This window comes from Lysinibacillus sp. NPDC097868, from assembly GCF_044761135.1.
GTDB lineage: Bacteria > Bacillota > Bacilli > Bacillales_A > Planococcaceae > Lysinibacillus.
Genome location: NZ_JBIWBS010000004.1, coordinates 43,848 through 57,013, shown reverse-complemented (window position 1 = coordinate 57,013; position 13,166 = coordinate 43,848). Strand labels below are relative to the sequence as shown.

9 protein-coding genes and 1 pseudogene are annotated in these 13,166 nt (G+C 32.2%); all 10 read right to left on the bottom strand.

The window, feature by feature from the left end; all coding sequences use genetic code 11:
- Positions 1-329: 329 nt before the first annotated feature.
- On the bottom strand, positions 330-1,343 hold the full coding sequence (locus ACIQXJ_RS19310; protein ID WP_403056555.1) for a sensor histidine kinase: 1,014 nt from the start codon (positions 1,341-1,343) through the stop codon (positions 330-332).
- Complete coding sequence (locus ACIQXJ_RS19305) at positions 1,340-2,008, bottom strand: response regulator transcription factor (protein WP_403056552.1); 669 nt, start codon at positions 2,006-2,008, stop codon at positions 1,340-1,342. The genes ACIQXJ_RS19310 and ACIQXJ_RS19305 overlap by 4 nt, the downstream gene beginning before the upstream one ends.
- Before the next feature lie 1,188 nt (positions 2,009-3,196).
- A complete protein-coding gene (locus ACIQXJ_RS19300) occupies positions 3,197-5,032 on the bottom strand; it encodes a TnsD family Tn7-like transposition protein (protein ID WP_403057049.1) in 1,836 nt (611 codons plus the stop codon).
- 162 nt (positions 5,033-5,194) lie between these two features.
- Positions 5,195-7,014, bottom strand: a pseudogene (locus tag ACIQXJ_RS19295) (TnsD family Tn7-like transposition protein).
- A gap of 85 nt (positions 7,015-7,099) precedes the next feature.
- Positions 7,100-8,788, bottom strand: a complete 1,689-nt coding sequence (locus ACIQXJ_RS19290) for an ATP-binding protein (RefSeq protein ID WP_483869691.1) — start codon at positions 8,786-8,788, stop codon at positions 7,100-7,102.
- Positions 8,769-10,922, bottom strand: coding sequence for a Mu transposase C-terminal domain-containing protein (locus ACIQXJ_RS19285; protein ID WP_403056549.1), 2,154 nt, complete (start codon positions 10,920-10,922; stop codon positions 8,769-8,771). Before ACIQXJ_RS19285 ends, ACIQXJ_RS19290 begins: the two co-directional genes overlap by 20 nt.
- Positions 10,919-11,758 (bottom strand): TnsA endonuclease N-terminal domain-containing protein, encoded by an 840-nt coding sequence (locus ACIQXJ_RS19280; RefSeq protein WP_403056546.1) that lies wholly within the window; start codon positions 11,756-11,758, stop codon positions 10,919-10,921. The genes ACIQXJ_RS19285 and ACIQXJ_RS19280 overlap by 4 nt, the downstream gene beginning before the upstream one ends.
- A gap of 276 nt (positions 11,759-12,034) precedes the next feature.
- Positions 12,035-12,292, bottom strand: a complete 258-nt coding sequence (locus ACIQXJ_RS19275) for a type II CBASS E2 protein (RefSeq protein ID WP_403056543.1) — start codon at positions 12,290-12,292, stop codon at positions 12,035-12,037.
- The gene (locus tag ACIQXJ_RS19270) at positions 12,282-12,605 is read right to left on the bottom strand and encodes a hypothetical protein (RefSeq protein ID WP_403056540.1); all 324 of its coding nucleotides are present in this window, start codon (positions 12,603-12,605) and stop codon (positions 12,282-12,284) included. The genes ACIQXJ_RS19275 and ACIQXJ_RS19270 overlap by 11 nt, the downstream gene beginning before the upstream one ends.
- 6 nt (positions 12,606-12,611) lie before the next feature.
- Complete coding sequence (locus tag ACIQXJ_RS19265) at positions 12,612-13,157, bottom strand: nucleotidyltransferase domain-containing protein (protein WP_403057044.1); 546 nt, start codon at positions 13,155-13,157, stop codon at positions 12,612-12,614.
- Positions 13,158-13,166: the final 9 nt, after the last annotated feature.

The window sequence follows — 13,166 nt, the reverse complement described above, 5'->3', positions numbered from 1 at the left end:
TTACCTACATGCATCTTATCAGTACTTGTTCGGGAGACATATTTGTTTAGATTTTATTAAAGTTACATTTCTGCAAGGTTACAAAATGGAACTTCAATTAGTGGCGATTTCCCCATACCCCACCGATTGTTAGGTTGAACCAATGGGCTTTTAGTTGTTGATTTACCGCCTACACTTCCCGATTCCCTTAACTTTAAGCTGGAAAGTATTATACCCGCTGCTTCGCTTTCAGTACTTATAAATTACTGCCTTTTAATGCGGCATAAAGAAAAAACGGTTTTATAGCTACCGTAATGTACAATAGCTATAAAACCGTTATTACAAAATAATTAGTGCATTAAGTTAACACTTCCTAATGGAAAAATTATACTAACTTTTGTTCCTTCTCCAGTTTCTGAAGTTAAGATAAGCCCTAATCCAAGCTGCTCCGTAAGTTTTTTACACAAGTAAAGACCTATGCCTGTAGATCCTCCAAACTTTCGCCCATTCTCTCCAGTGAATCCTTTTTCAAAAACATTATTTATATCCTTCTCTAGAATACCGATGCCATTATCCTCTATGGTTAGTACGATATTGTTTTTATTTATAATCGTATTAATGGTTACCCTTCCACCATTTTGTCTGTTGTATTTAACTGCATTTCCGATCAATTGATTTACTACAAACTCCAGCCATTTTGCATCACTATACACTGTCCCTTCTACTGCTTCAATATCGATATTGATACCTTTGCTAATAAAATCTCTCGAATTTCTCTTTATAACACTTCTGACAAGGTCCGCTAAAGAGACCTCCTTAATAAGATAATCCTTACTAACATTATTACTTCTTGAATAATATAAGACCTGTTCTATATACTCTTCAATTTTTTTTATTTCATCTTTAATATTTCGAGTAATGTCGTTTTGATTATTTTCTATTATTAATCGAGTTGATGCAATCGGGGTCTTTATCTCATGTACCCATGTTTCTATATATTCTCTATACTCATTTTCCCTATCTCTATAACTTTTTACATGCTCATGCATGTCCTTATTTGCCTGTCGCAATACATCATATAAGAGCTTACCTTCTACATTTTCTGGTTCCTTCATAATTTCAGTCAGCAGATACTTCTGATCCAAATTATCCATGATACTATTTAACTCGTTATATAGAATTTTCTGTTTAACAAATTCTATAATTATATACGCAAGTAAAGGGAAGAACCAAATACAGAAAATCAGGAGAATTATTTTGCTATTGATGTTAATAAGCAACATAATGCCGCATACGATGATAAAAAATGTAAAATTGATCAGCAGGAATATAACTCTGTCTTTTAAATACTCTTTTATACTCATGGAAGTATATATCCTAATCCACGTCTCGTTTCTATATTTTTCTTCATACCTAACCCTTCAAGTTTTTTTCTTAACCTTGTAACATTCACAGATAAGTTATTATCATCTACAAAAACATCGGCGTTCCACATAAAGTCCATTAAATCATCTCTAGATACAATCTTTCCTTTATTTTTATATAAGCAAGAAAGTATTTTGATTTCATTTTTAGTTAGCTCTGCTATTTTCCCTTTATATGTAACAGAACCATTGGATAAATTAAGTTTTAAATCATTATAAACAAGCGTATCACGAATAGCAGACCCTTGAACTCTTCTTAATATAGTTTCAATCCTCGCCAATAGAATTTGAGTATTGTATGGTTTTGTAATAAAATCATCAGCACCTAAATTCATACTCATAAGTTCGTCCATCTCGTGATCTCTGCTCGTAACCACTATTATTGGTACATCGGAGATTTTTCTAATTTCTCTACAAATATAGTATCCGTCAAATATGGGTAAGTTAATGTCTAAAAGTATTAGATTAGGTTCTTTCCCTAAACTCTCATTAATAATATTTTCAAAATTTGTTGGCGCAACAACCTCATATCCATATCTGATTAAAAATGTTTTAAGCTCCTCTCTTATCTTTTGCGTATCTTCTATAATCACAATTTTTGCCATAGTTTCACTTCCTTTGGAAAACCTTTGGATACCTAATTGCTTTATTCATCCGATATGAAAGTATCTATTTTTTCTAGAAAAGCCTCCAGCTCTTCTAGATATATGCCCAGTCAAAATACAACTCCAATATTGGGCTCCTTTTACACTTATACCACGCTTAATAATATATAACAAACATATGTATAGTTATCACTGATATATCTGTTAATTGGGGACATCTTTTTAATTACACATCAGTTCAGCTAATTAATTCACATCTTTACAAAGTAAATTGCCCGTTTATTTAAGTATTTTCTTCTCAACCATCGCCTATTGCACCATAAATATCCATTCCGTTTTTTAAGTTTTACTCCATAAAATAGCCCTATAACGAAAAAAGCGACCTTCTTATTGAAGAATGGCGTCCGTTTGTGGAATAAGCAAATATCTTATATATCTATACAGGAAGTTGAACAAACATTTTACAAATTATCATTCTTTTTAATAAATGATTAGAATTTTTTCAGAACAAATGGACATCAATATTGGAATTGTAGTAGGAAGATTGATGAAAGATAAATATATAGGTTTTGATAATAAATCATATGAGCAGTTGCGGAGAAAATTTCGAGTATAATTAAACGCTGTTTGATTTAAACACTTAAATAAAACAAGTGTTTATTGTAAAAAAGGAGTGCAGACTTGTAAAGTACATTTGTACAGAGTCTCGCACTTTTTTTAATAAGATGTAGAATCCCACCAATATATGTATTTTACAAAGCTACATTTTGTGTAGGTTTGTAATAAGTTTGAATTAAAATATCTTATAAAACGGTATTTAACGGCATATAAAAGGAATCTACTTTGTAAAAAAGTTTGTTCAAAATAGATTCTGTCTTGCTATTTCCAATTTAGTTTCGTAAAAGTTTGATTGTTGTCAATCATTTTAACCAGCCAGTATGCGAAGGAAACACCCATTCGCTAGCAAAAGGACGACACTCTTTTATCCTTTCGTGAATTCCTTCTATTATACTGTCTCTGTAATGACTTTCCTTTCCACCCCCTACATGTAGATTAAATTAGACTCGAGGTCAAAAGCAATAGGTTGATTTTTTTTATCTGCTCTCTAACAAGATAAGAGCGTTTACAAAAAAGTAATCGCTCTTGTATAAAAATGATTCCTTTCCAACTTACTCTCCTCTACCACTCTTACTTCTCCTCAACAACCTTTCTCTGTTGAACATAGTTCTCTAAATATGATTTAATATCATGGAAATGATGTGATTTAAGTGCCGCTAATCTCTGCACCTTCCATAAAAGAACTGGTTCATTCCTAATTATCATTTCGTCAATTATTATATAACAACGGCGAAGCTGAAACTTTTGAACAGTTTCAGTGATTACAGAAAGTAACCTTTCAGTTCGCGGCAGTTTATCTAAATGTCGTTCTAAATTTGCTAAAATACCCAGGTATCTACCAATTAAAGATTTTGTGATTCGGATGGGCTCCTTTAACTCTAATAATTCTCTATTTAGCCTTTTTATTTTTTTTACATAATCTTGATCTCTTTTGGACCAGTCAACTTTTTTATTAGGTTGCTGCATCTTTATTTTAGAAGGCAAAACATCCATTAGCCATTCTTTATCATGTCTATATAAAAACATATATTGTTTTTTAAATTTCCCCCGTAATTCTGTCCTAGAAATCTGCTTAAATTCATTTATTCCGCGTAAAATCTCTAATTTATATTTCTCAATAGGTACAGTCTTATCTGGAGTATTAATTTCTTGCTGTGTTTTCTCGGTATTCATATACTTTTTAACAGTCTTTGAATCCACACCTAGCTTTTTGGCTGTTGCTCTTATGCTCATATTTTCTTTGGCTAACTCTTCAAGATTTGCCTGCCACACTTCACCAAATGCTTTTACTCGGCCTATCCGATATTGATCTTCCTTTGACATATCGGGTCCTTTTCTTGCATAAATAAATCCACATGCACACGTAAAAGTACCAATAGTATATTTCGTTTTATAATCTCTTGTTACAGCTACTTTTGTAATTACTCGTTGTTTGTAATGTGGTGAAGCTATATTTAAACAAGGGAATGGGCCAACACCAAAAGGACCTTCATCAGTGTTTTGATGAATGAAGTCTTCTATATCAATTTCTAGAAAGTAAAGCATTATTAAATGTCTAAATGGATGTACATGCCTTTTTGAATTACGTGTAATAACTTTGAGCCAACTATACTCATTTTCTATATCCAAACTACACTCAAATTCTTCTAAAAAAGTCGTTGTTAACTTACTTTGAAATGCTTGATATAGTTCTTTTTGACGTAACCGATTAAATACTGTAACTAAATTTATTTCACGTAATAATGTCCGATACTTTAAAGTTACTTCCTCCATTGAGAGTTGATGTAACGGCTGTTGCAAAAGTTTATAGGATTGTTTAGCTAAATGAATCGATATTCCTGCATAAGTATCTACTTCATAAACAGGTGCGAGGTTCATTTTGTCTATCTTAAAACGAATATATTCAATACGGCTAATTATACCTGCTTCATATTTTTGCAAAGGCAATTCATGATGAGGACAATAGTTAATTCCTTGTAATTGATGCTCTCGATGGATATATGGCTCACCGTAGTACTCTACATCTATTTTCGCGCATTCTGCACAATAATAAAGTCCATTTTTCCTACAAATGCCTCCAGCAACCATACCCAGCCTAGTATAAAGCCCTTGTCCACCTGCTGTGACATCTTTAATGATTTCATGATAGCGTTGTTTTGTAAGGAAATTTGAGTAGTATGGGAAAACCGTATGTTGAGCTAAGATACTTTCAACGGTGTAATTGGAGCCAAGATGCTCAGCCAATATACTAAAATGACTACCAATCTCCATACTTGGAATTACAGAACGATTTTGAAATAATTCCTCCATTGTGTCTTTATAATCGATATTTCCACTGTAAAAATGGTAACGTGAAATCGCTGAATATATTAACTCATTTGGATAAGGATTGGTGAAAAATGGGATTATATTAATTCCTCCTAGTTATATGACCTCATTTATATGATGTCAATATAACTAGGTTTTTAGACTCTAAATTACTAAGAGTTTTTTTAAAAATGAACAGTTATTTTTCACAATCTAAACTGGCTATTAAGGAGAGATTAGAAGCCCAACTAATCATAATCATTATTTTTTCTTTAAATTTATGTATTCTTCCAACCATGGCTTAATTTCAATAAAATGTTCCTTTTTAGTTATATTACATTTATTTCTTACCTTCGATAATGAAACAGGTTCATTATTTAATAACATTTTATCTATCAATATTTTACAACGTCGATATTGAAATTCTCTAACTGTCTCTGTAATTTCCGTTAGCAATTCATTTGTTTTTGGCATCTTATGAAGGGAATTCTCAAGACAACTGAGTATCTCTAACCTCCTCCCGATAAATACCATAGAAAATCTTATTGGCTTTTCAGGTTCTTTAAATTCCTCATGAAATTTTTTTATTTTCTCATAGTATTCTTGATCTCGTGATTCCCAATTAACTGTTTCCTTCAGTTGTATTTTGTATCTTCTAGGTGGCATGTTTGTATTAAACCATTCTTTATCATTTAGCCTTAAATAATCATATACTCTAGGTAATTCCTTGTGGATATTAATTCTATTATTATTAGGTAATTTATCTATTATTTCTAAAATTTCTGCTCTATACTTACTAATACGTGGATTTACTTTTTTGACTTCACTTGGAATGAATAGATAATTTTTCACAGTTTTTGGAGTTACATAAAGTAATTCAGCAATTTCTTTTAAATTTAAACCTTCTTCTCTTAATTTATGTAATTTTTTCAACCAAACTTCCCCAAATCTATATAATGGCATATCGTATACTTATCTACTCCATTTATGTCTGGTCCTCTTCTTGAATAGACAAACCCACATGAACAAGAAAAAATACCTACGAACCCTCCAATCCTGCCTTCGAGTGAAATGTTTGTTATGATCTCTTCTCTATAATGTGAAGCTACCTTATTTAAGCATGGCCATGGTCCCTTCCCAAATGGACCATTATCAACCTCTACTTTCATAAAAGATTCTATATCTTCACCTAAAAAGTAAAGTACAAGTAAATGCCGAAATGGATGGACAGTAGGCCCGCCATTTCGGATAAAAAGCTTAAGCCAATTTTCATGATCCTGATAATCTACATTAGATTCATACTTTTCTAAAAACCCTTGTGGAAAACTTTTTAAAAAAGACTTATGCAGCTTTTCTTGGTTTACCTGATTACTAAACCTTATTAAGTTATACTCACGGAAAAGTGCCCTGTATTTTAATTTTACTTCTTCTATTGAAAATTGATTAAGTGGGATTTGAAACAATTGATTAGCCATTTTAGCTAATTTTATTTGAATTTCCTTATATTCGGTTGAATCCTCTTCTCCACTCTCACTTAAATCCAATAGCTGCTCCTCAAACCTTATATATTCAAAACGACTCCGCTTTGATGAATCAATAGCATATTTTCTTAATTTACACTCATGATTTGCACAATAATCAATTCCTTGTAGTTGGTGTTCACGGTGTATAAAAGGTTCTCCATATTTCTCAATGTCTTTTGAAGCACAATTTGAACAATAATAAATTCCACTTTTTCTACAAATACTTCCCGAGACTCTACCTAACCTATCGTGTATTTTTCCTCCGATTCCTTTTACATCTATTAAGATATCTTTCTGGCGTGTTTTCGGGAGAAAATGAGCATAGAAAGGATAAATTGTATGATTAGCCATTAAGCTTTCGACTGAATGATTTGGTCCAATATTTTCAACCAAAATAGCAAATCTACTACCTATCTCTAGGCTAGCGACTACAGTTTTGCTTTGAAACAATTCTTCTAGAGTATCTTTAAAATTCATATTCCCATGATAAAAGTGATATCTTGCAATTGCTGAATAAATTAGCTCATTAGGATATGGGTCAGTAAAAAAAGGTAACATTTTTCCTCCTATTAACTCGCATTAATTTGTTGTCTGTACATTTTTTTAAATAAACCTATATTATATCTAAAGTTTTTTAATATATTTACAAAAACTCTTCAATAGTTGGCTTTATAAATCCTTTCGCTTTTAATAATTCATATGGATGCTTTTTCTTTTCTAATGCTTTGTTCCTTAACGTTAATAACGGCAAAGACTCTTCCTTAGACATGGATTTAAACTTCTGTTCTTTTTTCCTTTGATTTAAAGCCATAGCATTCTCCACAGCGTCAAATTTTAAACTGTTGTATTCACTGTCAATTGGTTGATTCTCCACGATTTTAGATACTAAATTTCGAATATCATTAGGGACTAAATTCTCAAAAATTCCTAGGGATGCAATTTCATAACTGAGACTTTCAATTACCTCTTGTCGCTTATAATGAAGTGTATTAAAGCGCTCCTTCATTGCATCCTTTACCCTGCCTTCGTATTCTGTATTCTGCTTATGACTTATCATAAGTTCGTCTAAATTAATCATAATATCTTCAAATTCGTTCATAGCCTTCATATTGTTTTTACGAATAGCATTCAGCATTGGTTGAATTATTTTCATGTCTTCTTTTGCTGTCTTTTTTAAAACCCTAGATGTTATAATTTCAGATTCATTTGAATCATCAAATAAAACTCTTTCTTGAGCCAAAATAAATAAGTTTACAGCAACAGAAGTGATTCCCTGGCATTCATCATAAAAAGTTTTTTTTATGTCTTCCGTGAGCTCTGAAGATTGCTTTAAACATTGTAATTCCCACAAAGTTTCTAAAAAAAACTGCCACTCCTCACTATCTGGAGCCATACGATCCCATATAATTGCACCATCACTTGCTGCACGGCGAGCTTGACGAAAGTTCCCTTTAAATAATTGTTGTGCTTTTGAAGTACCGATTAAAACGGTTGGAATTCCAACTGTATTAGATAATGTCACAAAAAAATTAAGCATTTCTTCTTGGTCATTTTTAGCGATTAAAAGATGTTGAATCTCGTCAATTACAAGGACACCAATACCATACATACTTGCTAATGAAGTCATATGTAATAGCATTGTTGAAGTCACACGATTTAAATAACCGTATTTCTCTAAATAACGTGTTCCTAATAAGTCATCAATAGCCTTGAAGAAGCTTTTACAGAGTGTAGATAAGCTACCATCATAAGGGCAATCAATTTTGAGCCAGACAATCTGTGTACGGTTGAAGAGTTGCTTTACATACAACTGGTGTTTAATTACTTGGGGATACATTAATAGTAATCGTTCAATAGCGGTCGTCTTCCCGATACCAGAAATTCCAATTATCGATAAGCTATCTGCTGTTGAACGAATATAATTAAGACGTTCATCAATATATTTATGTGCCTCAATTTCGTTTTCTCTTAGTTCATGTAAAACTCGAATACGTTCTAAAAATGTTTTATCTAAGGGATTTCGCGCTAAATAGCCTCTACGTATTAATGTAGATAAACGACGCTCAACTTCAAAGTGGATTGGTAACGGCTGAATGAAATTTTTCACACGCTTCAGCACATGGTACCGAATGTTCGTTTCACTTTGCTTATCTTGTTGCGTAATACGTGGTTTTACCATAAACCTTTCTAATACATCATCTTCGCTGAAAATAGGGGGCAGAGCTTCAATGAAAGGATTTCTATTGTACTCTAACAATATTTGATCCTTATAAATTGCTTCTTCAACTCCTCCCTTAAGAACTGAATTGCAATCATTTTTCATATTCTTCATCTCGCTTCCTCCTTAATTTCTCCATTAAACGCGAGCCATGTTTCATTGGAATTTCCTCTTGCGGATTTTCTTTTACATTTGAATCAATCACATTGGCCTTCATTTGATTAGTCACTGACGTTAAATCAAAATTCTCCCGTTGCCGATTCATTAATTTTTCAGCTTGTCTATTTGCTCGAATATCTTTTAAATATTCTGACTTACTTATATGAATAACTTCCGAATCTTTCTTTTCTTTAGTAGCTTGTTTAATAATTGATTGGATAGCACTATTAGTATTAATCCGATTATCTATTTGTTTACTTTTTTCTTGTGCTTTGGCTTCTTGTTGAAGTTCTTTATAAAACTCAATCTCTTCTAAAAAGTCACCTTTATATTGAACACTTGTTTCAAGTAAATAACACGTTTCATAATTGCAACCATTTGCATATGGAATATAAATTTGATTAATCTGTCGAGGATCATAAACAATCTCTAAACTTTCTCCCCGTTTTTTTAAATACCATTGCTCATTAATTGCTTTTTCTGAGCCATAAGATAATCCTTTAAATCGGATTCCTGCTCGAGTAATTCGTGCCTTAGCTTTAGGAAGTAGATTTAACCTAAATATAATTCGATTATCTACTACTTGTAGACGCCCCTTTTTGTTTTCGATACCCCAGTTCCATAAATTAAGAGGTTTAGCCACTAATTTATCTACTATCATTTTCTTTTCTAATGGATATTTATCAACAATTTTATTATTATGTTCAAGCATCAAATGAATAATAACTTGGGTAAATTCATTTAAGTTTAATGTCGCATCTAATCTGTAATCTCGATCTCCTCGTTCTCGAAACTCCTTTTGAATTGCTCCCGGAGACAGTCTTTTTATCCTTGCGTTTATTGTTCTAAACTGTCTCTCAATAATCCCTTTTAAATCTCCTCGGTAAGGTGAAGTATTTTCGATTTTTAAATTTGAATTGTTTATAAGGTTCTCTACAGAATAACCCTCAAATTCCCCTCGGTCAGCAATAATAATTCCTGGTAAGTGATGAGCAGGCCATTGTCCTTCACCTATATCAATACCATAACGAGCACAAAACCCTTGCTTCTCAGTTATCATATTATCTAATGCCATCATTGCCCCTATCCAAGAAGGACCCTCTAATCCAACATAAATTCCGGTCATTAACCGTGAATAAACATCGACAACACCATAAACAACAGGACGGCCGATTATTAAGTTACGATCGAATGAACTTACTAAATAAATATCAGCAATCGTTGCATCCACTTGGAAACGTGTTCCCGGACCATCAGTTTCTAATGCTGAATTACTTAATAATGGACGGTGATTTAAATTAAATTCCTTATCACTATGCCGTAGTTGGATATCTAGTTTAGGGTCCTCTAATTTTTTAAACCAATAATAAAACTGATCGTATGAAGGTATCCTTGATTCCTCCCATATCCTATATTTCAATACGTTACCTTCATAAAATGAATCTGAATAGTATTCCTTTAATAAATGATCATACGTATCCTGTATTGTTGGCTGATTTTTTTTCCTATAAAACGCTTTTATGACATGTAAAATCTGCTTTTTCACAGAATCCGTAATACTAATCCCTTGTTTGAAACTATGATATTTCTTTTTTCGACCAATATTTGATTGTTCACTTAACTTCTTTTCTTTACCTTTTCCACCAGAATACATATAGTCTGGTAGTAATGCGTTTTTATTTAATCCACGTTGCCAAAAACGCGAGAAGATACGCTTAACCTTAATCCTAGGTATTTCAAATTTCTCAGCTAATTGCTGCAAAGTAGATTCACGAGTTTTCTTATTTAACAACTGATCTTTGTAATTCTCCCAACCGACTGTTGCTACTTTCCAATCCTGTTCACGCTTTTGAATTTGCTTGTCAGTTAAATCCCTATCTGAATAACTTTTTAAAAACGGATCGGGGATTGGCAATAAGAAATCACCATCAATTTCGTTTTCTAAATCCTCAATAAGAATGCTTTTAGGCATAGATGTATCGCCATGTAAATCTACAAAATATACAATAGATGATTCCAATTCAATAATTCGAATACGGCTCTTTTCCTCTTTTTGAGTGTATTGATAAACTTGATTGTAAAAAATCATATTGCCTTCACATTCTCAGAGAAATCTCTATGCACGGCCTTGATATACTGAATCTGATTTAAATCAATTTTGTTCTGTATATCTATTTCTATTACTTTATTAAAAACTAAGTGTTTATAAAATGAAAGTCCACATCCCACCATTAAGCCAAAATCTCTCTCTAGATTCTTTGCAATTTGTTTCAGTGGATATTGATTTTTTAACAACTGACCAACAAAATAAATAGTCATTTCTTCAATTTCACTATTTGAACATTCTCTAAAGCCCTCTATATGAGCAAGATTAGAATAACTCCTTACAAAAGCAATATTATGTGCAATATTTTTTGGAACTTCTATATCCGTAACAATCCCCCAATCAATTCCTTGCTTTTCCCAATAAACTCGCTCAATTTCAAATTTTTTAAGCACTCTCTCTTCTAACAAATCATCTTTATATTTTAGTGTCCGAGCTAGATTTTTTACACCTTCACCCGTATTTACTGTAACTAAAAAGTCAGTTGTCATTACAATATGCTCTTTTGTTTCTGGATGAATTGGATGCTTTATCCCTAATTCTTCAGCTATCACAATTGTCTCCTCTATTGGTAGTAATGGATATTGCTCACGAATATCCACCACTACATCGGAATATTCTAATAGATAAAAATAATTTCTTTCTAAATCTGATAAAAACTCAAATTGCCTAGGTATTTTTATACCCTTTAATCTAGTAGAGCGTCCGGTTGAAGGAACTTCTTGTATTGTTATCCATGGCTTATATTCTGTTCCTATGCCCTGACCGTAACCATCTTTTAGTTTTTTCTCAGTTTTATTTTTACGTTGACGTTTTGACATAAATAATATCTCCTTTTCATTTTCTATTTCACTCGAATTCTCCCATTTTCTCTTCTGTATTCTTCTACCTTTTCACTTCCCCCATTTATCTTCCAGTAAATTTTTAATAATTTATTGAATTTTATAGAGAACAAAAAAACCAAAACTAATAGGGCATAATAAATAAGCGTATTAGCTTATTAATTGCCCCTTAATAGTCTTGGTTATACTTACCAATTTAATTAAGTTCGGAAATAGCAATTGAATTTATGAATCTATACTACAGCTATTATTATTTCAAATTTTTAGATAATTGTAAATAAAAAGATTGTAATGAGAACGGCATGAATCCAGAGAGTCTAACAATTGCAGGAAAGAATAAAAAATACGAACGGTATATTTTTTACTTAATGGTGTCGGTTGAAGGTCGCCTGTCCAAGTAACAACATTTTTATCCCAATCTGCAATAAAATCAGGAAAATCATTTTTCATTGCAACAATTTGTTCAGCTAGTGGTAAAAACAACTTTTTATATGGAATCTTCTTAATCGCCATAAAACGTGTTTCTCTCCATAGCAATTGCTTTTTCTGTTGTTGCTGCAACCAGTAAACCTGAGCCAATTACTGCAAGTCCTTTATTATTTCTTGATTTTTCTATATGTGCAGCTTGTTCTTTGAATGCTTGGTTTGTTACATTCTCACCAAACATTTGCTTTAATTTGTCAGCAATTTCATTCAAACCCTGTAACTCGTTCAATTGCTCCCAGTTAATCTTAAAGGCTTGAATAAATGTTACAAATGAACGAAATAATTCAGGTTTTCCGTCCCATCTTTCACTCAAATCTTCTTTTTCATTACTCGGATTCAATACAACTTATCTTTTATTACTTTGTGATATTAAGGCTGTTATCTGATTTAAAACGTGTGTTAATGTCTCATTAACGGAAGCTTGTCCTTCATATACTTGTCCAGCGAGCGTTGTTAAAACGATACTGATCGGTGCTGAATCAGCGTATTTTTTAAAATAAATATCTCGATATCGCTTGATTAATTGAACAGCCCTTTTTAACGGTGCTTTTCTTTCAACACTTTCATCGTTAGGTAATGGTTCAATATCAGCTCGTACCTCAAAGGATTTTTTAATTATAATAGAACGATCATTTAACCAAGCTGTAAAGCCTTTCGGATTACTATCTTTCCAATCTTCTGCTTTTTGATCAGGAACCTTAACGCATGTATCTTGACCTGGGTTAGCGGGGTGTGCTGGTAGGATATCCATGTGAAATTCATTTGCGTAATTAAGACGAATACAACGATTTTTCCGTTCTACCTTATCCTTATAAATCTCATTAGCTTTTAACCTTTGTTCAATCGTATTTAACAACGTAATAGGGTCCTTTCCATGGTATGACTCATCAATTTCACATAC

Bases quoted from the DNA above. Each gene is read 5' to 3' on its own strand.
- ACIQXJ_RS19310 (WP_403056555.1), bottom strand. From the start codon at position 1,343: ATGAGTATAAAAGAGTATTTAAAAGACAGAGTTATATTCCTGCTGATC.
- ACIQXJ_RS19305 (WP_403056552.1), bottom strand. From the start codon at position 2,008: ATGGCAAAAATTGTGATTATAGAAGATACGCAAAAGATAAGAGAGGAG.
- ACIQXJ_RS19290 (WP_483869691.1), bottom strand. From the start codon at position 8,788: ATGAAGAATATGAAAAATGATTGCAATTCAGTTCTTAAGGGAGGAGTT.
- ACIQXJ_RS19285 (WP_403056549.1), bottom strand. From the start codon at position 10,922: ATGATTTTTTACAATCAAGTTTATCAATACACTCAAAAAGAGGAAAAG.
- ACIQXJ_RS19280 (WP_403056546.1), bottom strand. From the start codon at position 11,758: ATGTCAAAACGTCAACGTAAAAATAAAACTGAGAAAAAACTAAAAGAT.
- ACIQXJ_RS19275 (WP_403056543.1), bottom strand. From the start codon at position 12,292: ATGGCGATTAAGAAGATTCCATATAAAAAGTTGTTTTTACCACTAGCT.